Genomic DNA, 20,866 nt, shown 5'->3' with positions numbered 1-20,866 from the left:
AAAATAAAATCTCCTTTGAAATAGTTATTTTATCCTATAAAAAATTATTATAAAGGAAAGTGCCGCAAGATGACATTGTTTTTTGAAAGTTTAAGCGGCCAACGTCGGAGGTAAAAATCGATTACCCGTATTTTTTTACTGAGAAAGGAGTGGTAAACCGTGTTTGCTTTTATCATCCATGTTTTTGTATCATTGTTCGCCGTCACAAATCCGATAGGCAATGTGCCGATCTTTTTGGCGCTCACAGAAGGCTATGAAGCAAAAGAACGCACCGCATTGGCGAGAAAGGCTGCAATTTTATCGTTTCTGATTCTGATCGCGTTTCTCATATTCGGAGAGTTCATCTTCAGGCTTTTTGACATCAACATCCATGCGTTGCGAGTTGCCGGGGGTATTTTCATTTTCGGAATTGCCTACAATCTGTTGAATGCGAAGCAGTCTCATGTTCAGTCGCTCCATCATGATGAACACCGCGAGAGCAAGGAAAAAGAGGATATCTCGGTGACGCCGCTCAGCATTCCGATCATTTCGGGGCCCGGAACGATTGCAACGGTGATGAGCCTTTCGGCCGGCAGCCGCAGCCTGGTTCATTTTGGCGGTATGATCATCGGCATCGCCGCCGTCCTCCTGCTGACGTTTGCGGCTTTTCATTATTCGACGCTGATCAGCAACAAATTGGGGCAGACGGAAATGAATGTGATCACCCGGCTGATGGGCTTGATTTTGGCGGTCGTGGCGGTCGGCATGATCGGCACGGGCTTAAAAGGGATGTTTCCGGTTTTGTCGGGATGATTGGAGAAAAAGCAAAAAAAGCTGCTTTATTCTTTGCAGCTTTTTTTCAATTTATGAAGGTTTCGGCACATGCTTGAAGATTTCTTCGCTTTCCAAAAACGCGATCAGATTGTCAAGCCACTCGCAGTAATCGATCCATTGTTTTGTTTCTGCCAGCAGCTCGTTGATTTTAGCTTCGGTTTCGGGTGAAAGGCCTTCTTCCTCAAGGGCTTCCAACAGCTCTTTTCTGATTTTCTTCCCGATCATCCTGTTCTTTTTGACGACTTTGCTCCAGTTGGCCGTAAACAATGAAATAAACGTTTGGTAATAATCTTGTTCGACATCGTACAAATCTTTGCGGACGCCTTTTTCAAAAACTTTTTCGGCTATATTTAAATCGAGCATTTCGCGGACGACCTGGCTCATTCTCGTTTTGCTCATGCCCGTTTCTTCTGACAGTTCATTTAAAGTCATCGGCTTTCTGTTCATATAGATAATCCCGAGCACGCGGCCGACAGTTGATGATATACCGTACGTATTCATGTTTTCCGCGATTTTTTCTATGAAATGTTCTTCCGCTTGTTTAATCGCCTTTAAAGCGTTTTCCTCCAAAGCACATCATCCCTTCGGGCAGCCAATTTTATTGTCAATATATCATAATTTTGCTAGCGGTTGAAAACACTAAAACGGCAGGAAAATAAAGAAATCGGCCGTAATTTTAAGAATAACCAGCAGATTGATGCCGTTAACATATATTTTTATGTCTTATATATATAATTTAAACACTTTGTAAACTTTTTATTTTACAAAGTGTATTTTATAATAAATGAGATGTTGAAATTTTTAAAAAACAGATGGAGGTGTGCGTTTTGCTGAAGCTAGAAAATGTATCGAAGGTTTATAAAGGCGGAAAAAAAGCGGTCAAGAACATTGATCTTGATATAGCAAAAGGTGAATTTATCGTCTTTATCGGACCGAGCGGCTGCGGGAAGACAACGACGATGAAAATGATCAACCGTTTAATTGAACCGACTTCAGGAAGCATTTACATCGACGGAGAAAACATAATGGATCAGGACCCGGTGGAGCTGCGCCGGAAAATCGGCTATGTCATTCAGCAAATCGGACTCTTTCCCCATATGACGATTCAGCAGAATATCACGCTTGTTCCAAGGCTTTTGAAATGGCCGGAAGAAAAACGGAAGAAGCGGGCGGAGGAACTGCTTCAGCTCGTTGATATGGGGCCGGAATATTTGAACCGCTATCCTCATGAACTAAGCGGCGGACAGCAGCAGAGAATCGGCGTGCTGCGGGCGCTTGCGGCAGAGCCGCCCCTCATTTTAATGGATGAACCGTTCGGAGCGCTGGACCCGATCACCCGTGATTCGCTTCAGGAAGAGTTCAAAAAGCTGCAGAAATCGCTGGACAAAACGATTGTCTTTGTGACCCACGATATGGATGAAGCGATCAAGCTTGCCGACAGAATTGTGATTCTTCGTGCCGGCGAGATTGTTCAAGTCGGAACGCCTGACGACATTTTGCGGAATCCGGCGGATGAATTCGTTGAGGAGTTCATCGGAAAAGAACGGCTTCTTCAGTCCCGTCCTGACATCGAGCATGTCGAACAAGTGATGAATCCGAATCCGGTCACGATTACGAGTGAAAAAAACCTGACTGAAGCGATTCAAGTGATGAGGGAGCGCCGCGTCGATTCACTGCTTGTTGTGGACGAACGCAATGTCTTAAAAGGATATATCGATGTTGAAATCATCGATCAATACCGGAAAAAAGCCGTCACGGTCGGAGAGGTTGTCAATGAGAATGTCTACTCCGTTCAAAAAGGCACGCTCATCAGAGATACCGTCCGAAAAATTTTGAAAAGAGGATTCAAATATGTTCCCGTTCTTGATGAAGAAGGGCGCCTTGTCGGAATTGTCACAAGGGCAAACCTTGTCGACATCGTGTACGACTCGATTTGGGGAGATGAAGAAACCCTTGTCCAACGTTAAATGTAGGGAGGTGCATCAATCATGAATCAGATCGTCCAATTTCTCCAGAACAACGGCGGGGAAATGCTTTATAAAACATGGGAGCACTTATATATATCCATTTTTGCGGTGCTGCTCGGCATCATTATCGCGGTTCCGCTCGGTGTCGTTTTAACGAGAATGAAAAAAGGGGCCGGCGTCGTGATTGGAATTGTTAATATCATTCAAACGCTGCCGAGTTTGGCGATTCTGGCGTTTTTTATTCCGCTCCTCGGAGTGGGAAAGATTCCGGCGATTGTCGCGCTGTTTTTCTATTCAGTCCTACCGATTCTGAGAAACACTTACACGGGCGTAAAAGGCGTCAATCAAAATTTGCTTGAATCAGGAAAGGGAATCGGTATGACTGCATGGGAACAAATCCGCCTGATCGAACTGCCGCTGTCGGTGCCGGTGATCATGGCAGGCATCCGGACTTCCACCGTTTACTTAATCGGCTGGGCGACGCTCGCGGCTTTTATCGGCGGCGGTGGACTCGGCGACTATATTTTTATCGGGCTCAACCTGTACCAGCCTGAGTACATTATCGCCGGAGCGGTGCCGGTTACGATACTGGCCATTGTGATCGACTATATGCTGTCGAAAACTGAAGACAAAGTCACGCCCCAAGGATTAAAAGGGATGAAGGAAGTATCATAAGGAGTTGGCTCTTATGCAAACAAAAAAATTGAGACGGCTCGGCGCCGTCATGCTGGTCTTCTCGCTTTTGATCAGCGGCTGTGCGCTGCCGGGTCTTGGCGGGGCTTCCGATAAAACGATCAAAATCGGGGCGCAAAACCTGACCGAATCCGAAATTCTTGCCAATATGATCTCGCTTTTGATCGAGCATGATACAGATCTCAATACGGTGCTTGTCAAAAACCTCGGCTCAAACTATGTGCAGCACCAGGCCATGCTCGGCGGAGACATCGACATTTCAGCGACGCGCTATTCGGGAACCGATCTGACAAGTACGCTAGGAAGGGAAGCGGAGAAAGACCCGGAAAAAGCGCTTCACATCGTACAGCAGGACTTTAAAAAGAAATTCAACTACAAATGGTTTGATTCTTACGGATTTGACAATACGTACGCTTTTACAGTCACGAAAGAACTCGCTGAAAAAGGGAACTATGAAACCATATCCGATCTGAAAAAAGACGCGGATAAACTGAAGCTTGGCGTTGACAATGCCTGGCTGAAACGAAAAGGCGACGGATATCCGGGATTTAAACAGGAATACGGATTTTCATTCGGCTCGACCTTTCCAATGCAGATCGGACTCGTTTATGACGCCGTCAAAAACGGCAAAATGGATATCGTTCTTGCCTATTCAACGGACGGCAGGATCAAAGCCTATGATTTAAAGCTGTTAAAAGACGATAAACGCTTTTTCCCGCCGTATGACTGTTCGCCGGTCGTGCCGGAAAAAGTGCTGAAGGAACATCCAGAGCTTAAAGAGACCATCAATAAACTGATCGGAAAAATCGATACCGAAACGATGCAGGAGCTCAATTACGAAGTTGATGGAAAACTGAAAGAGCCTTCTGTCGTCGCGGCCGAATTTTTAAAGAAGCACAATTATTTTGAGTAAAAGGAGGGGCTGACAAATGGAAGTGCTGCAGCAGCTTTGGACGTATTATGCGCAAAACGGGAGCTATGTGCTGGGGGAATTTTACCGACACTTTTTAATGTCGGCATACGGCGTATTATTCGCCGCCGTCGTCGGCATCCCTGTTGGTATTTTCATCGCCAGATACCGGAAGATCAGCAAATGGGTCTTTTCCATCACCAATGTCATTCAAACGATTCCGGCGCTTGCGATGCTCGCCGTCTTGATGCTAGTCATGGGACTCGGCGCCAACACGGTGATTCTATCATTGTTTTTGTATTCGCTTTTGCCGATTATTCGAAACACATATACGGGAATCGTAGGCATTGAGCACGCCTACCTTGAATCAGGGAAGGCGATGGGCATGACGAAATTTCAAGTGCTCCGGATGGTGGAGCTTCCGCTCGCTTTGTCGGTCATTATGGCAGGGCTCAGAACCGCGCTCGTCATCGCGATCGGCATCACGGCCATCGGCACGTTTGTCGGCGCTGGCGGCCTCGGGGACATCATTGTCAGGGGGTCAAACGCGACCAACGGAACAGCGATCATTCTGGCAGGCGCGATCCCGACGGCACTGATGGCGATCATCGCCGATCTGTTCATGGGATGGCTTGAACGTGCGCTGAGCCCCGTTAAGCATCATAAAGGCAAGACGCCGAATCCGGATGCCGCTTAAATGGCAGCCGAAAAAAGCCGAATTTCTGCTAAAGAGAAATTCGGCTTTTTATGATTGGCGTTTTTTTCGCTTCATTGACCAAAAAATGAAAGTACTGTTCGAGGTTGAGCAGGTCTTCGCGGGACAAGCAGTCCCATTTTCCGGGCTCAAACAGCCACAGATCTTCGACGCCATGCTTGGCCGCGATGTCCTGCATCGTGACATAGCCGCGCGGCTGTTCACGAATCTCGTCAGCCCTCATATAACCGGCAATATCCATGAGCTGCTCGTACGGCATTTTCAGAGCATCGGCCAATTTTCTGATCGTCGCGGGCTTTGGAACGCCGCGGTGGCCGTTTTCGATTCTGGAAATGGCAGCGGCGCTCACACCGGCATACATAGCAAGCTGATTAACAGACAGGCTTCTTTGTTCCCTCAGCTCTTTGAGTCGTTCGCCGAACATTGTCATCGCCATCTCCCCCGCAAATTCATGATATAAACAGTTTAATACAAATGTTGACTAAAGGAAATACTCAGACAGGAAAAATATTGACAAAAGTTAACATAAGGGATAAAATAACAGCAGGGTCGAAAACAGACGAAAATGATAAAAAGGGGGGCGTGCGCTGCGGAGAAGGTATTCAGTTTTTGTTTCGGCTGCTTGCTTCCTGCACGAGAAAGTCGAAATATTTGTCCAGGTTTTCGATGTCTTTCTTTGAGAGCACCTTCCACTTTTCGCTGTCAAACAGAGAAAGATCCTCTAAATCGTACTGTGAAACGATGTCGTAAATGGAATCGTAGCTGCTTCTTGCTTCCTGGACTGTAGATGCGCTGATATAGCCTGCGGATGCCATCAGTTCCTCATACGGGACTTTCAAAGCGTCCGCCAGTTTTCTGATCGTCGCCGGCTTCGGCACGCCGCGCTTTCCGTTTTCAATTCGCGAAATGCCGGCCGAACTGACGCCGGAATACATCGCCAGCTGATTGACGGTCAGTTTTTTCCGTTCCCTTAATTGTCGTAAATGGTATCCAAAGTTCGTCATGGCCAAAACCTCGCAATCTCTTATTATAAAATATTTTAGTACGAATATTGCCTATAGGAAACATATGGATGATAAAAGTATTGACAAAAGTTAACAAATCGTTTATGTTCAATATAGACAAAAAGAAACATAAGAGATTAGAAAGGGGAGTAATCATGGTAAAAAAGATTCATATCAAAAGAGATTTTGTTCTCCAGTATATGATTGAACACAATCTCTCCTTAAATCAGCTTGCCATTGAAATCGGCGTATCCCCGGCGACTCTGAGCAGAGTTTTAAATGGCGAAAGGAGGCCCGGACAGCTTGTGATCGGAAAGATGATTCAGTATTTCAACAAAAAATTTGAAGATCTCTTTTATTATAAAGATGTTGACAAATGTCAATAAACAAAGGAAAAAAGGAGGCTTTTCAAACGTGAAAAATACGGGAATTGTCCGGAGAATCGATGAGCTCGGCAGAGTCGTTCTCCCGGTCGAAATGCGCAGGGTGCTGAATATCAATGAAAAGGACCCGCTCGAAATATACACCGACGGAGAAAACATCATTTTGACAAAATACGCCGCCAACATGGCATGCTTGATGACCGGCGACATCACCACCAAAAATAAAACGTATGCGGGCGGCAAAATCGTACTCAGCCCAAGGGGAGCAGAAATGCTGCTGGAAGATATGATGGCGGCCTTGTCAGAAAAATGATTACATATTCCGCCTGATAGGGAGCATAGCCGCTCCTTTTTTTTGTATACCTTATTCAGGTGCTGGGAAAAAATAAAAAAAGCTGTTCGAAACGCTCGTGACATGCGCTTGCTTTTCATGTAAAATAAAACTATTGTCAGCCAGTTTGTCTGGAGGTGTAGGTTATGGCCGCATTTTTAACGGTCTTATTAGTGATTGTAAGTATCGTACTGATCGTTGTCGTTTTACTGCAATCCGGCAAAAGCGCCGGATTATCAGGCGCAATTTCCGGCGGAGCCGAGCAGCTTTTCGGAAAGCAGAAAGCAAGAGGACTTGATTTGATTCTCCACCGGATGACGGTCGTTTTAACCGTGCTTTTCTTTTTCTTAACGATTGCGCTTGCTTACTTTGTATAAGACAATGAAGCATGAGGTCTGATGTTCAAGTCAGGCCTTTTTCCTATTTGCAGGTCTTTGTATGAAGAGACCGGCCGATTGATAAAGTTTGTTTCAAGACTAAACGTGGAAGAATACATATGAAAAGGAGACAGTGAATCATGAAAATCGTCAAACCACAACCTTTCACATTTAAAGGCGGAAAAAAAGCAGTCCTGCTGCTGCACGGATTTACCGGCAACACGGCGGACGTGAGAATGCTCGGAAGATATTTGAATGAAAAAGGCTACACATGCCATGCGCCCCAATATAAAGGCCACGGCGTGCCTCCGGAAGAACTTCTTTCTACAGGGCCGGAAGACTGGTGGAAAGACGTCATGAACGGGTATGAATATTTGAAATCGGAAGGGTATGAACAAATCGCCGCTTGCGGTCTGTCTCTCGGAGGGGTTTTTTCATTGAAATTGGGTTACACTGTACCCATAAAGGGAATTGTTCCAATGTGCGCGCCGATGTATATCAAAAGCGAAGAGACGATGTACGAGGGTGTGCTTGAGTATGCACGCAATTATAAGAAATTTGAAGGCAAGACAGCGGAACAGATTGACGCTGAGATGGAAGAATTCAAAAAAACGCCGATGAACACGTTGAAAGCACTGCAGGATTTGATTGCCGATGTCAGAGAGCATGTGGACATGATCTATTCGCCTACATTTGTCGTGCAGGCGCGCCACGATCATATGATTAATACGGACAGCGCGAACATCATCTACAATGAAGTTGAAACGGATGATAAGCAGCTTAAATGGTATGAAGAATCCGGTCATGCCATCACATTGGATAAAGAACGCGAAGCACTGCACAAGGATGTGTATCAATTTTTAGAAACGCTGGATTGGCAGACATAAGGAGGTCTGGTTAGTGGAAAAAGAAGAATTTATGGATAAGCTTCTCTCCTTTATGAAAGAAGAAGCGTATAAACCTCTTACAGTTCAGGAACTGGAAGAGATGCTGGAAATCACCGATTCGGACGAATACAAAGAGCTTGTCAAAGCTCTTGTAACCCTAGAAGAAAAAGGGCTGGTCGTCAGAACGAGAAGCAACCGCTACGGTTTGCCCGAAAAAATGAATTTGATCAAAGGGAAGGTGTCGGCGCACGCGAAAGGCTTCGCGTTTGTTCTCCCCGAAGATTCCTCGCTTGACGATGTCTTCATTCCGCCGTCTGAGCTGAATACGGCAATGAACGGAGATACCGTGCTTGTCCGCCTGAGTACGGAGTCCGGAGGTACAAAAAAAGAAGGAGCCATCATCCGCATCATTGAGCGCAACGTTCAGAAGATTGTCGGCACGTATACAGAGACGAAAAACTTCGGCTTCGTCATTCCCGACGATAAAAAAATCACGAATGACATCTTTATTCCGAAGCACGCCAAAAACGGCGCCGTCGAGGGGCACAAAGTCGTCGTCCGCCTGACAAGCTATCCTGAAGGCCGGATGAGTGCGGAAGGGGAAGTTATCGAGATTCTCGGCCACAAAAACGACCCCGGCATCGATATCCTTTCCATCATTCATAAGCATGGCCTCCCGGGAGACTTTCCGGCTGAGGCGATGGAACAAGCCGGCAATACGCCTGATACAATCGATGAAAAAGATCTTGAAGGCAGACGGGATCTGCGCGATCAGACGATCGTCACGATCGACGGCGCAGATGCCAAAGACTTGGATGATGCCGTTACCGTCACAAAACTCAAAAACGGCCATTATAAACTCGGCGTCCACATTGCCGATGTCAGCCATTATGTCACAGAAGGGTCTCCGATTGACCAGGAAGCATATGAACGCGGCACGAGCGTCTATCTTGTCGACCGGGTGATTCCGATGATCCCGCACAGGCTGTCGAATGGAATCTGCTCTTTAAATCCGAAGGTTGACCGGCTGACTTTGTCGTGCGAAATGCTCATTAATCCTCAAGGGCAAGTCGTCGAACACGAAATTTTTCAAAGTGTCATTAAAACGACCGAGCGGATGACTTATTCTGACGTGAACAAGATTTTAGTCGATGACGATGAAGAGCTGAAGCGGAAATATGAGGCGCTTGTCCCGATGTTCAAAGACATGGAAGACTTGGCTGCGATTCTGCGCGGCAAGCGGATGGAACGCGGTGCCGTCGACTTTGACTTTAAGGAAGCGAAGGTACTCGTCGACGAAGAAGGAAAAGCGAAGGACGTCGTCTTGAGAGAACGGTCGACAGCAGAAAAGCTGATCGAAGAATTTATGCTTGTCGCCAATGAAACGGTCGCCGAGCACTTTCATTGGATGAATGTTCCGTTTATTTACCGGATTCACGAAGATCCGGATCAGGAAAAGCTCCAGAGATTTCTTGAGTTCGTTACGACATTCGGCTATGTCGTCAAAGGGACGGCCGGAAGCATCCATCCGAAAGCGCTGCAAAGCGTGCTTGAAGAAGTCAGGGATCGTCCTGAAGAAGCCGTAATTTCAACGGTTATGCTCAGATCGATGAAGCAGGCGAAATACGATCCGCAAAGCCTCGGACACTTCGGCTTGTCGACTGAATTCTACACCCATTTCACGTCACCGATTCGCCGCTACCCTGACTTGATCGTCCACAGGCTGATCAGGACGTATTTGATTCAGGGCAAGACAGACGAAGCGACAAGGGAGAAATGGGCCGAAAAACTGCCTGAGATCGCCGAGCATACGTCAAATATGGAACGCAATGCCGTAGATGCCGAGCGGGAAACGGATGATTTGAAAAAAACCGAATTTATGCTGGATAAGATCGGTGAAGAATTTGACGGTGTGATCAGTTCCGTTACGAACTTCGGCATGTTTGTCGAGCTGCCGAACACGATCGAAGGGCTTGTCCACGTCAGCTTTATGACGGACGATTTTTACCGTTATGATGAACAGCACTATGCCATGATCGGCGAGCGTACGGGCAACGTCTACCGGATCGGCGATGAGATTACGGTCCGCGTCGTTGACGTCAATAAAGACGAGCGGAACATCGATTTTGAAATCGTCGGCATGAAAGGCTCCCGCCGCCGGCAGAAACCGGAGCCAAAACAGAAAAAGGGTCCTAAAAAGGATGCTCCATCGGCTGACAAAGGGGAATGGTTCACCAAGCCGAAAAAGAAAAAAGTAAAGAAAAAACGCGGTTTTCAAAACGCGCCGAAACAAAAACGCAAGAAAAAGAAAAAATAGACGGCACACGTCAAAAAAAGGGCGGCGAAATTGTAAGGCGAACGTTCATTTGATAGAATAATACGTATTCGCCGCCCTTTTGAATGTGAGATTGAAGGCGGGAGGAGGTTGCCGTATGCCAAAGGGAGAAGGGAAGGTTGTTTCCCAAAATAAAAAAGCAAATCATGATTATTTTATAGAAGAAACATACGAAACAGGCATCGTGCTTCAAGGTACGGAAATCAAGTCCATTCGCGCCGGACGGGTGAATTTAAAGGACGCGTTCGCTAAAATTGAGCGCGGGGAAGTGTTCCTTCACAATATGCACATCAGCCCGTATGAGCAGGGGAACCGCTACAACCATGATCCGTTGCGGACGAGAAAGCTTTTGATGCACCGCAAGCAGATCAACAAATTGATCGGTTTGACGAAAGAGCAGGGATACTCGCTCGTACCGCTCAAGATTTATTTGAAGAACGGTTTTGCGAAAGTGCTGCTCGGACTCGGAAAAGGGAAGAAGAAATTCGACAAACGCGAGGACTTAAAGCGCAAAGACGCCAAACGCGAAATCGAAAGAGCATTCCGCGACAGGCAAAAAGGCTTGATCTAAAGCCGGAACCCATGTTATCCTATATGAACGTGATCACAGACATTACCATTTGGAATTGACGCGTGATCTTGTTATAATAGTGATGCAGCCAGTTATCCGACTTCCTTTTCATCCAAGGGGACGTTACGGATTCGACAGGGACGGATCGAGCTTGAGTTGCGAGCCGAGAGGCGATCTCGTAAAAACGCACCTAAATATAACTGGCAAATCTAACCAGAACTTAGCACTAGCTGCCTAATTAGCGCAGCGAGCTCTTGCCCGCATCGCCTATGTGCCGGTTAAGAGCCCATAACGAAGTAGGCTACGCTTGCGCTCCCGTCTGAGAGCGCAGGAAGAGACTTATCAGACTAGCTCTCCGAGGGCCTGCCCGCAGGCACGAAGATGAGCGAAACTAAATATGCAGGGCTACGCTCGTAGACGCTGAAGCAATCGACGTTTCTGGACGTGGGTTCGACTCCCACCGTCTCCACCATACATATGATGGTGGTTTTTTTGTTTTTTGGGGAGTTTTGATGTTTGTGCAAGAGCCTTTGAAAGGCTTAATGAACATGTATGGCGGGTCATCGGTCCTCATATTGCAGCGGAAAAAAAAAAAGCTTTCCTCGAGCGACAAAAAATCATCCTACACGCTGCCTGCGGGCATCTTTAAGATAAAAAGCCCACTCATGAAAGGAACGGCCGTTCGGCGGATTCAAGAGGCTTTAGCTGCCCTCTATTTCTATCCATACAAAGAGGCAAAGAATAACGACATAGAAATGGCTGCTGCGGGCCGAAAACGGCGAACGCGGTCAAACGGTTCCAGCTGATGTACGAGTTGTCTGCGGATGGTATTTACGGACCGAAAACGAAAGCAAAACTTGAATCACTACTGAAGTAATACAAAAAGGCCTCTAATAAGGGCCTTCTTATCTCCATCTCCAATTTATTTCATTATCATTTTCGTAAATCCCTGGAAGGGATATACCAACCTTTTTTTGCTTTTCATCAATAATAAACCAATTTTCATCATCTAACCATTCTTCACTATACTGTTCAATGGCAAAAGGGTCATCCTCGTTTACTACAGCCTTAAAGAAATCTTTGAACTTTTCCATGTTTTCATTAGGAATGATTGTTCCATACATCCAGACACCTTCAACAGTAGCGCCTTTTATTTCACCCAAGCATTCATTTTTATAATATAGAAGCATATTTATCACTCCTTCGGATGTACTTTGATAAATTGTTTTGGAACTTCACCTTTTACAAAGTATTCAGTGTCTCTTTGAGTCCATTTTAAAGCTTTGTTTTTCCAGTATTCAGACTGTCGAGTATCATTTTTGATTAACCTTTCGATTTGTTTAGGAGATAAAATTACAATATCCTTCACTTCACCAGACCTGATGGCTTTACGGAGAGCAGATATGTCGAGTTCTATTGTATTTTCACCGTATCCCTTTGCAACTTTTTGATTTATTGTAAAACTTGTATATGGGCTGTTGGATTTCCCGCCTTTTCTATATCCTCCAAGGACGTGCTCTGTTACAGTAACCTGACGACCTTGGTACATACCAGTTTTGTTGGCAGGTACAAGATTACCGGTTTCAGGGGAAATATGAGACTTGCCTATGCCGTTTGGTCTTTTAGGCTCATAAGGAAAGTCTTCACCTCTGTAAAGATTAGTGGCCCTACCGTTATGTGAGTTTACACTCAGCACTTTTCCGGCTTTCTGCATACCGAAAGGTGCTATCATTGCGATTGCACGATTTAGGCTATCCTGTCGCTGTTCATCCGAAATCTTATTTCCGAGCATATCCCGTCCGGTGATGGTTTCGCTGAAGCCATTAGCCGCGGCCAGTCCATATAGGCCTTTTTCAGAGTTTTTCAGAGCGTGGAAGGTTTTCGGGGTTTTGTAAGCAGCCAGAGCTTTGTCTACAGTTGTGACTGCTTTTTCGGCCTTGTACATGCTGTATACACCTTTGATCCCTTTTGCACCTTTGCCTAACCAGCCGACAACCGGGATATAGCCGGCCGCACCCATCGCTCCGGCGGCGACTCGCTGGCCATCCGTTAATTTCTCGCCTGTGATCGGGTCAATCCCTTCAGCAGCTCTTTTATAATCATAGTACCCGCTGATTTCTCCTAAAAATGTTCCACCAGCATCAAGCGTTTTTAAATACCAAGGCTTGTTTGCTTCTTCTTCTTGTTTTTCCTGCAGTTGCCGGGCTTCGGCTTGTTCGCTTTTGGAGTCGATGTAATTAGTGGCCTGTTTTTCAACTTCCATCGTATTCTTGTAGATTTCACTGGAATGAAACGACTTCAAACTAAAATGCATCGGAGCCGCACTTTTTCCATGGCTTGTTGCTTCCATTAGACCGGAATACTTAGCGAGCACTGTATTGTCAAGAGCTTCTAAATTTGAGTATTCGGTTTTTAACGATTCGTCAAGCTTGTTGACAGCATCGATCGTGTTCTGGCGAGTTTCTTGTGCCTTGCCCATTTTATCAATATAGTCATCTAGCGTCCAATTATCCAAGTCAACAATATCGCTTACGCTGGCGATGATCTTATCCATTTCCAGCTTGAGCCCTGAGACGATTTCCGTTGCTTTCAAATCCGCATTTTTCAGCTCATGATCCAGAAAGGAGACTTCCACATATGAATTGGACAGCTTTTGATCTTTAATATCGCCGGAAACCCCTTTAAAAAAAGCGATCTGTGCATCGACAAGCTTGAGCCAACTATCAACGATCTCGGCCTGTCCTCTAAAGAAGTCTTTGATGTTGTCCGCGCCTTTTCCCTCAAAGTCATCACCTAAATCAGCAACGCCCAGAAACGCTTTTTTCAGTGTTTGCAGTTGTTCTTCAAAGGCTTCATATTCTTTCTTACGTTTGTTCGCTGCTTCAATTAAAGAACTCGCTTCAAAGACTTTCATACGTCAAACCCTTTCAAAAGACTTATTCAGAAAAAAGTTTACCACTTTATAGAAAAGAATGGACAATAAATCCTGTGGTTCACTGAAAATGAATCATAATGAAGAGGAAGGAAGAAGGGTGGAGAAAATTAGGCTAAATCGTTCCAATGGTGCGTCAAATACTTGCAACCACTCAGGATCATAATTTTCAAATTCTATAAACTCGAGATTAAAGAACTGTTTTAAAACTTTTTTGACTTTCATCAATCTATTTTATTTTGAATGGTTTCTTGCCGATTGGTCATTAGTTATTATCAAGAAAATCAACTGCTATTCTGTCAACTAATAACTCTACGGGTTTACCTGCCAGATATTTATAATCATTAAAATATCCATTGTCATCATAAATTTTTATTCCTGCATCAATATAATCTTCATGTAGTATTCCGCGTATATAATATCTATAACTATCATCAATTCGTGCTAATTCTTTGATTTCCTTATCTAACTCAAGAAGGTCTGACTGATCTAAAATTGTGAAGCTAATAAAAACAGGATACTCTCTCCCTTCTTCAATGACATAGGGGCAAATAGTTGAAAATCCAGTGAATTCAAATCCGTTTATTTCAAGTGTAACCTCTTCCTCTATATGTGGGTGTAATTTTTTTAGTATTGCATTATTCATTACTATCAACCGCCTTTTATTTATCGACTGGATTCATTATAGGGACATTCTTATTATTAATGGTTTTCTAAAAATAGCATTCTCCTCTGATACATTTGGTTACAATCACTAAAGAATAAAGCTTCCTTTTACGAAATGAAAATGGATATACAAAAAAGAGAAATCCATCTTCTTAAGATTGCAATTTCAATTTTTTGGCCTGCCCATATGTAGTCACAAGCTCTCTGAAAGAATGAAGTTCATTTTCAAATGTGAAAAAGCGTTTCGGTATCAAAATCATCTGGCTGCTTGACGTTTTCATGAGGATGAGGCGTTTATATTCTGTTACTGCTGTCACTTCATACCATTGAAACAACGTATCGAAATTCTTAAATTGAATCTGAATTCCTTGTGGATTGATAGTGTAAGTTCTTTTACGTTTTAGCCGTTCATTTTTCCGATAGACAATTTGCATCCGGATATAAAAAAAACCAATTAAAAGTGAGGTTAATATTATTGAAAGTACAATCATGAGAAGTCCATTCAACAACAATTCGAGTGTTTCACTATGATAAACGGTAATCGGCATCTTCCCATCGACGGAAAACACCCAGACCAACAATAGAAAAATAAGAATAAAATAAAGGAATGCGTATTTTTTAAGCCAATAAAAAAAGAAGTATCTCATATCCTGTAATGTATATTCTCCCTCAAGAAAGACACTGTGTTGGATCATAAGTTTACTGCACCTCAAACCTGTTTTCCTTTAATTTTAGCATAAAGTTTCATTTATTTTCAGAAATTGGTTTTTCTTTGGAATCGGTATAGCAGAGGCACCGTGTAATCGACTTAGGGATCGCTAAAAAAGGATCAGAGGGTATTATGTCGAACTTTGATTGTATATACATTCGAAGGAGCTGACCAAAAGGAGGTCTACCATGCTCATCATTGAATCGCTAATAGGATACGTTTGTTTCTTTACTGTTAATGCCATTTATGATACATACATCAAAAAAGCCAAGACTCCGTTTGGACACTTGGCTTTGATTTCGCTTGTTCAGACTGCGATTGCTTTAAGTCTTTTCTTTATTTTCTCCTGATTATAAGAGGTTGCCGCTTTCCTCAGCGGCACTCAGCTTTTCGATCATTCCTCCGGATTCAGCTCGCTTGTCAAGTCGCCGCCCGTTCCTTAAAAAATCCAAAACATGATGATTTATAATATCTCCGCTTTTCCGTCTTCGGGGAAGCTGTAATGCTCCGCTGATTCAACTTAAACTCTTTTTCTTTCCGCGATTAAGAATCACCTCTAGGCAACGTACGGATGTCTATAAAACAACCCTATTTTCTTTTAGAAAAATGAAATTAGTTCATAAGAATCAATTTTAGATTATTAAAAAGAAATGATAAAAGACACTTAATATGCTTAAAAAATTATGGTAAGTTTTTGAAGGCGCTAAATGTAAAAGTTTGTATGATCAACGCTTATGCAAAACGGTTATTAAATATGAACTACAGGAGGGGATGCGGAGAAAGAAGAGCAAAGCGCCGGCAGATAAATCACCGGTCAGGTTATTGCGGTTGGCCAAGATTCTGAACGCGTTCTTCCGGAAGAGGGCTAGGCCCGGCTTCGCGAAGGAATAGAGCTATGAAAGAAGCTGCTTCAAGATTAGAAATCGCCCCAAAGCCGGATCGCACTTTTCAAAGACAGGGGCTTCTGCCGGAAAAATCGGCAACTCGCCTGATTTTATAGATAAAAGGAGGATGTTGGTTATGAAAATGAAGTGCGGTGCATGTTTATTGGTTCTTGTGCTATTCATGAGCTGTATACCTGGGAAATCTGTACTTGCTGCCAGCACAACCATTGCAAAACATGTAGGGAATTCTAACCCGCTTATAGACCATCATTTAGGGGCGGATCCCTTTGCGCTGACCTATAACGGAAGAGTCTACATCTATATGTCCAGTGACGATTATGAATATAACAGCAACGGAACGATTAAGGATAATTCATTTGCCAATTTGAACAAAGTGTTCGTCATCTCTTCAGCGGATATGGTGAACTGGACAGATCACGGAGCCATTCCGGTGGCAGGTGCCAACGGGGCTAATGGCGGCCGGGGGATTGCGAAATGGGCAGGCGCGTCCTGGGCCCCGTCAGTCGCAGTTAAAAAGATAAATGGTAAGGATAAATTCTTCCTTTACTTTGCAAACGGCGGCGGAGGTATCGGGGTCCTCACCGCAGACAGCCCGACCGGGCCGTGGACAGATCCGATCGGAAAAGCGTTGGTTACAACAAGTACACCGGGAATGTCAGGCGTTGTTTGGCTATTTGATCCGGCAGTGTTCGTAGATGACGACGGCACCGGTTATCTGTATGCCGGCGGAGGCATCCCTGGAGGTTCAAATCCAACGCAGGAGCAATGGGCAAATCCTAAAACAGCACGAGTCATAAAATTGGGGACCGATATGACCAGCGTTGTTGGAAGCGCGTCTGTGATTGATGCGCCTTTCATGTTTGAAGACTCGGGAATTCATAAACATAACGGAAAATATTACTATTCCTATTGCATCAATTTCAGCGGTGCGCACCCGGCCAATATACCACCGGGTGAAATCGGCTACATGACCAGCTCAAGTCCCATGGGGCCCTTTACGTATAGAGGGCATTTCCTGAAAAATCCGGGTGCATTCTTCGGGGCTGGCGGAAACAACCATCATGCTGTTTTCAATTTTAAAAACGAGTGGTATGTGGTGTACCATGCTCAAACTGTCAGTTTCGCTTTGTTCGGAGCCGGCAAAGGATACCGTTCTCCCCATATCAATAAGCTGGTCCATCTTGCAGACGGGTCCATTCAAGAGGTGGCGGCAAATTATAGGGGAGTGTCTCAGCTTGCCAATTTGAATCCGTATAACCGGGTAGAAGCTGAAACGTTTGCCTGGAATGGACGCATTTTGACGGAGAAATCCTCAGCACGCGGCGGACCGGAAAATAATCAAAACGTCACAAGCATTCATAACGGAGACTGGATTGCTGTAGGAAATGCTGACTTCGGCACGCGCGGAGCGAGGACATTTAAAGCCAATGTCGCTTCCACTGCAGGCGGTAAAATTGAAGTCCGTCTCGACAGTGTAACAGGTAAGCTTGTGGGAACTCTGAATGTACCTTCCACAGGCGGAGCGCAGACTTGGAGAGAAATAGAAACCACTGTGAGCGGCGCAACCGGTGTTCACAACGTCTATTTTGTATTTACCGGAAACAGTTCAGGCAACTTGTTTAATGTTGATTACTGGCAGTTTACACAAAATGAGCACCGGTAACAGCAAAAAGGTGGTCTCAGAGGGGTTTTCATATACCACAACAATGAGAGGATGAAAGCATGTGAAAAAAATAATTTGTGTATTGTTGGCATATGTAACGATGTTGTCGCTCATGTTAACCGGGCCTGCCGCTTCTGAAGTTTCAGCAGCCAGTGACGCAACAGTTCGTCTATCTGCAGAAAAACAAGTGATTCGCGGTTTTGGAGGGATGAATCACCCGGCTTGGATCGGGGATCTTACAGCAGCTCAAAGAGAAACCGCCTTTGGCAATGGACAGAATCAGTTAGGCTTTTCAATTTTAAGAATTCATGTTGATGAAAATAGAAACAATTGGTACAGAGAAGTGGAGACGGCAAAGAGTGCGATCAAACACGGAGCAATCGTTTTTGCTTCTCCCTGGAATCCGCCAAGCGATATGGTTGAGACTTTCAATCGGAATGGAGACACATCAGCTAAACGGCTGAGATACGATAAGTACGCCGCATACGCGAAGCATCTTAACGACTTTGTTACCTTCATGAAAAATAATGGCGTGAATCTGTATGCGATTTCCGTCCAAAACGAGCCTGATTACGCACACGACTGGACGTGGTGGACACCGCAAGAAATACTTCGCTTTATGAAAGAGAACGCCGGCTCGATTAATGCCCGTGTCATCGCGCCTGAGTCGTTTCAATACTTAAAAAATATATCGGATCCGATTTTGAATGATCCGAAGGCGCTTGCCAATATGGATATTCTTGGCGCTCATCTTTATGGTACACAGCTTAACAATTTCGCTTATCCACTGTTCAAACAAAAAGGAGCAGGAAAAGATCTTTGGATGACGGAAGTATATTATCCGAACAGTGACAATCATTCTGCGGACCGCTGGCCTGAGGCATTGGATGTTTCGCACCATATTCACAATTCGATGGTAGAGGGAGATTTTCAGGCTTATGTATGGTGGTACATCCGCAGATCATACGGTCCTATGAAAGAAGACGGTACGATCAGCAAGCGCGGTTACAATATGGCTCATTTCTCGAAGTTTGTCCGTCCCGGTTATGTCAGGGTTGATGCGACAAAGAGCCCCGCTTCAAACGTTTACGTATCTGCCTATAAAGGTGACAACAAAGTCGTTATAGTTGCCATTAATAAAAACAACTCAGGGGTTAACCAAAACTTCGTTCTGCAGAATGGATCTGTTTCTCAAGTATCCAGATGGATCACGAGCAGCAGCAGCAACCTTCAACCTGGAACGAATCTCAATGTAACAGACAATCATTTTTGGGCGCATCTTCCGGCTCAGAGTGTGACAACATTTGTCGCTAACCTCCGCTAATATTAACGACGCCGCGCATGAAGCGGAGTTACAAGCCGCACAGTTCCGATATGCCGGGCTTAGCGGCCATTTAGTGAAAAGGCATACGAAAAATATTTAGTTCTCGCAATCCAGGGTGTATCTGTTAATGAGACAAAGAGGGTGCCGCCGCCGGCACCCTTTCTGTCGTTTTCGGTTTATTCCTTCGGAAACTTCACCTCCGGATATGACGGATTCGGCTTGCTGATCAAGCCGCCGCCGGTTTCTTTTAAATGCTTGTTGAAAAAATCCAAAACGTACCGGTTCACGATATCCGCGCTTCGTTCGCCGTCGATGTCGCCCGTCATGCCGAGCTGCTTCAAAAGTTTTGAATAAAGCTGCAAGTCGGTGAAGTTGTAATGCTCCGTTCCTTCAATATACACCATTGACGCTTGATCAATGATTTTGTATTCCTTTTTTCGTTCCTCAATCATCTTGTTGAATTCTTCTTTCGTTAAACCCGAATTTTTGATTTCTTCATCAGAAATTTTTCCGCTGAGCGCCTTGTCTTTAATGTTCATAAAGCTGCTCGATTCCATGAATAGAAACGGCTTTGAAATCGCCTGCTTGCCGTTGACATTGTACAGTGAACCGTCCATGTTGATTCCGGCTTTAATTTTGGGATTTGAATATGCGGCGTTAAACGCCGTGGCGCCGCCGAATGAGTGACCCATCATCCCGATGTTGTCCATATCGAGTTTTCCCTTAAAGGCATCGCGATTCAGCTGATCCAACTGGTTGATGACAAAGTCGGCGTCCTGCGTCCAAATGTTCCCGAGCTTGCTGCTGTTTTCGGAAACTCCATTCATATATCGCTCGGTTGTTAAGCCTGTCATCCGTCCGTCTGGAAAAGCCGTTGCCATCGTACTGTACGTATGATCGATCGCCACTGCGACAAATCCATGGCTTGCCAGATGTTCGGCTTGGGAAGCGTGCAGCAGCCGGCTTGTTCCGAAGCCGTGGCTGATTACGACGACTGGATATCGGGCTTCAGCTGATGAGATCGCAACGTTTTCGTATGAGTTTGTTTTGATGTAGCGCCAATAGTCCAAAGCAAACGGGGGAAGACCGAATCCATCTGCGAACTTCTCGATATATTCGTGAAATGTGCTTGCGTCTTCGGGAAAGAGAGGTGCCCGTTTCTGTCCATGCAAACCTTGGGCAGGGTACCATACTTGGATCATCAGTTCTCTTTTATCGTGCGGATTTTTTGTCAGCGTTTCTTCTCTGTCGCGGTCGGTCAAATGAAACGTCTTCGTCCCGACAGAATAAGCGCCGTCAGGCTTAGGCAAATCGAAGACGGGCAGGTATACAGACAGGAAGACGGAGATTGCCAGCATGGCGAATGTTAGAACATACAAGCCATATTTCAGCGGCTTCCACATCTTGATTTGAAGCCTTTTACCGAAGATCAAGATAAAGGCGAGGGCGGCGGAGATCAGATAGATCAAAACCATTTGCCATCTGTATCCCTCAAAAAAAAGCTGTCCCGCCAACACGCCAATACTCGCAAATCCGGCTGCCGCCGCAAGCTTTCTCGGCATTTTTTGCTGAAACAGCATGACAAAAGACAGGAGTGTTAATAATATTTCGAAAGTTCTCATGATTTTCTCCCTTATGTAAGATGTTGGTGGTCTTATACATAACGAATGTGTGGTTTGAT

The 20,866-nt window shown here is 45.0% G+C and carries 22 protein-coding genes, 1 other RNA gene and 1 pseudogene; 16 read left to right on the top strand and 8 right to left on the bottom strand.

Annotated features, from left to right (window positions below):
• Window positions 1–159 precede the first annotated feature (159 nt).
• On the top strand, window positions 160–792 hold the full coding sequence (locus M1D67_RS18690) for an NAAT family transporter (RefSeq protein ID WP_020452994.1): 633 nt from the start codon (window positions 160–162) through the stop codon (window positions 790–792).
• Window positions 793–843: 51 nt separating this feature from the next.
• Here M1D67_RS18690 and M1D67_RS18685 read toward each other — a convergent pair whose 3' ends face one another.
• Complete coding sequence (locus tag M1D67_RS18685; protein WP_020452993.1) at window positions 844–1,383, bottom strand: GbsR/MarR family transcriptional regulator; 540 nt, start codon at window positions 1,381–1,383, stop codon at window positions 844–846.
• A gap of 257 nt (window positions 1,384–1,640) precedes the next feature.
• On the opposite strand from M1D67_RS18685, the gene M1D67_RS18680 reads away from it, so the two are divergent.
• Genes M1D67_RS18680 through M1D67_RS18665 form a run of 4 tightly spaced genes read left to right on the top strand, consistent with a single transcriptional unit; the run spans window position 1,641 to window position 5,080 of the window.
• Entirely contained in the window at window positions 1,641–2,780 is a 1,140-nt protein-coding gene (locus M1D67_RS18680; protein WP_020452992.1) for a betaine/proline/choline family ABC transporter ATP-binding protein, read from the top strand.
• 21 nt (window positions 2,781–2,801) lie between these two features.
• A complete protein-coding gene (locus M1D67_RS18675; protein ID WP_020452991.1) occupies window positions 2,802–3,455 on the top strand; it encodes an ABC transporter permease in 654 nt (217 codons plus the stop codon).
• A gap of 13 nt (window positions 3,456–3,468) precedes the next feature.
• Window positions 3,469–4,386, top strand: coding sequence for an osmoprotectant ABC transporter substrate-binding lipoprotein OpuCC (gene opuCC, locus M1D67_RS18670; protein ID WP_020452990.1), 918 nt, complete (start codon window positions 3,469–3,471; stop codon window positions 4,384–4,386).
• Between the two features lie 16 nt (window positions 4,387–4,402).
• On the top strand, window positions 4,403–5,080 hold the full coding sequence (locus M1D67_RS18665; protein ID WP_479831441.1) for an ABC transporter permease: 678 nt from the start codon (window positions 4,403–4,405) through the stop codon (window positions 5,078–5,080).
• A 28-nt stretch (window positions 5,081–5,108) separates the two neighbouring features.
• Here the strand turns inward: M1D67_RS18665 and M1D67_RS18660 are convergent, their stop codons facing one another.
• Window positions 5,109–5,528 (bottom strand): helix-turn-helix domain-containing protein, encoded by a 420-nt coding sequence (locus tag M1D67_RS18660; protein ID WP_048350316.1) that lies wholly within the window; start codon window positions 5,526–5,528, stop codon window positions 5,109–5,111.
• A 172-nt stretch (window positions 5,529–5,700) separates the two neighbouring features.
• Window positions 5,701–6,102 carry a transcriptional regulator gene (locus M1D67_RS18655; protein WP_020452987.1) on the bottom strand — a complete coding sequence of 134 codons (402 nt, stop codon included), beginning with the start codon at window positions 6,100–6,102 and terminating at the stop codon, window positions 5,701–5,703.
• 152 nt (window positions 6,103–6,254) lie between these two features.
• Here M1D67_RS18655 and M1D67_RS18650 point away from each other — a divergent pair, with 152 nt between their 5' ends.
• From M1D67_RS18650 to M1D67_RS18615, 8 genes and pseudogenes are all read left to right on the top strand, one after another.
• The gene (locus tag M1D67_RS18650) at window positions 6,255–6,488 is read left to right on the top strand and encodes a helix-turn-helix domain-containing protein (protein WP_164470226.1); all 234 of its coding nucleotides are present in this window, start codon (window positions 6,255–6,257) and stop codon (window positions 6,486–6,488) included.
• A 28-nt stretch (window positions 6,489–6,516) separates the two neighbouring features.
• Window positions 6,517–6,798 (top strand): AbrB/MazE/SpoVT family DNA-binding domain-containing protein, encoded by a 282-nt coding sequence (locus M1D67_RS18645; RefSeq protein WP_020452985.1) that lies wholly within the window; start codon window positions 6,517–6,519, stop codon window positions 6,796–6,798.
• A 164-nt stretch (window positions 6,799–6,962) separates the two neighbouring features.
• Window positions 6,963–7,193 carry a preprotein translocase subunit SecG gene (gene secG, locus M1D67_RS18640; RefSeq protein WP_003185418.1) on the top strand — a complete coding sequence of 77 codons (231 nt, stop codon included), beginning with the start codon at window positions 6,963–6,965 and terminating at the stop codon, window positions 7,191–7,193.
• Between the two features lie 140 nt (window positions 7,194–7,333).
• A complete protein-coding gene (locus M1D67_RS18635; RefSeq protein WP_035337713.1) occupies window positions 7,334–8,080 on the top strand; it encodes an alpha/beta hydrolase in 747 nt (248 codons plus the stop codon).
• Window positions 8,081–8,093: 13 nt separating this feature from the next.
• Window positions 8,094–10,397, top strand: a complete 2,304-nt coding sequence (rnr, locus tag M1D67_RS18630; protein WP_479831440.1) for a ribonuclease R — start codon at window positions 8,094–8,096, stop codon at window positions 10,395–10,397.
• Window positions 10,398–10,512: 115 nt separating this feature from the next.
• Window positions 10,513–10,986, top strand: coding sequence for an SsrA-binding protein SmpB (gene smpB / locus M1D67_RS18625; protein WP_009329604.1), 474 nt, complete (start codon window positions 10,513–10,515; stop codon window positions 10,984–10,986).
• 116 nt (window positions 10,987–11,102) lie between these two features.
• Window positions 11,103–11,458, top strand: a transfer-messenger RNA (tmRNA) gene (gene ssrA, locus M1D67_RS18620).
• A gap of 118 nt (window positions 11,459–11,576) precedes the next feature.
• A pseudogene (locus tag M1D67_RS18615) lies at window positions 11,577–11,863 on the top strand (peptidoglycan-binding domain-containing protein); the annotation flags it as partial.
• Window positions 11,864–11,891: 28 nt separating this feature from the next.
• Here M1D67_RS18615 and M1D67_RS18610 read toward each other — a convergent pair.
• From M1D67_RS18610 to M1D67_RS18595, 4 genes are all read right to left on the bottom strand, one after another.
• A complete protein-coding gene (locus M1D67_RS18610) occupies window positions 11,892–12,176 on the bottom strand; it encodes a hypothetical protein (protein WP_003185302.1) in 285 nt (94 codons plus the stop codon).
• A gap of 5 nt (window positions 12,177–12,181) precedes the next feature.
• Complete coding sequence (locus M1D67_RS18605; protein WP_020452982.1) at window positions 12,182–13,900, bottom strand: ribonuclease YeeF family protein; 1,719 nt, start codon at window positions 13,898–13,900, stop codon at window positions 12,182–12,184.
• Window positions 13,901–14,183: 283 nt separating this feature from the next.
• Window positions 14,184–14,564 carry a hypothetical protein gene (locus M1D67_RS18600; RefSeq protein WP_023856311.1) on the bottom strand — a complete coding sequence of 127 codons (381 nt, stop codon included), beginning with the start codon at window positions 14,562–14,564 and terminating at the stop codon, window positions 14,184–14,186.
• Window positions 14,565–14,736: 172 nt separating this feature from the next.
• Window positions 14,737–15,279, bottom strand: a complete 543-nt coding sequence (locus M1D67_RS18595; RefSeq protein ID WP_020452980.1) for a YcxB family protein — start codon at window positions 15,277–15,279, stop codon at window positions 14,737–14,739.
• Between the two features lie 202 nt (window positions 15,280–15,481).
• On the opposite strand from M1D67_RS18595, the gene M1D67_RS18590 reads away from it, so the two are divergent.
• The 3 genes from M1D67_RS18590 (at window position 15,482) to xynC (ending at window position 19,185) form a co-directional block, all read left to right on the top strand.
• Window positions 15,482–15,643, top strand: a complete 162-nt coding sequence (locus tag M1D67_RS18590; RefSeq protein ID WP_153247050.1) for a hypothetical protein — start codon at window positions 15,482–15,484, stop codon at window positions 15,641–15,643.
• A 670-nt stretch (window positions 15,644–16,313) separates the two neighbouring features.
• Window positions 16,314–17,861, top strand: a complete 1,548-nt coding sequence (locus M1D67_RS18585) for a glycoside hydrolase family 43 protein (RefSeq protein WP_101561457.1) — start codon at window positions 16,314–16,316, stop codon at window positions 17,859–17,861.
• Window positions 17,862–17,961: 100 nt separating this feature from the next.
• Complete coding sequence (gene xynC / locus M1D67_RS18580) at window positions 17,962–19,185, top strand: glucuronoarabinoxylan endo-1,4-beta-xylanase XynC (protein WP_044803292.1); 1,224 nt, start codon at window positions 17,962–17,964, stop codon at window positions 19,183–19,185.
• A 176-nt stretch (window positions 19,186–19,361) separates the two neighbouring features.
• Here the strand turns inward: xynC and M1D67_RS18575 are convergent, their stop codons facing one another.
• Window positions 19,362–20,807, bottom strand: coding sequence for an alpha/beta fold hydrolase (locus tag M1D67_RS18575; RefSeq protein ID WP_479831439.1), 1,446 nt, complete (start codon window positions 20,805–20,807; stop codon window positions 19,362–19,364).
• Window positions 20,808–20,866: the final 59 nt, after the last annotated feature.

This window comes from Bacillus sp. PK6-025, from assembly GCF_056530265.1.
Note: the sequence above shows the minus strand (reverse complement) of the source record. Positions and strands in the feature narration are given on the sequence as shown.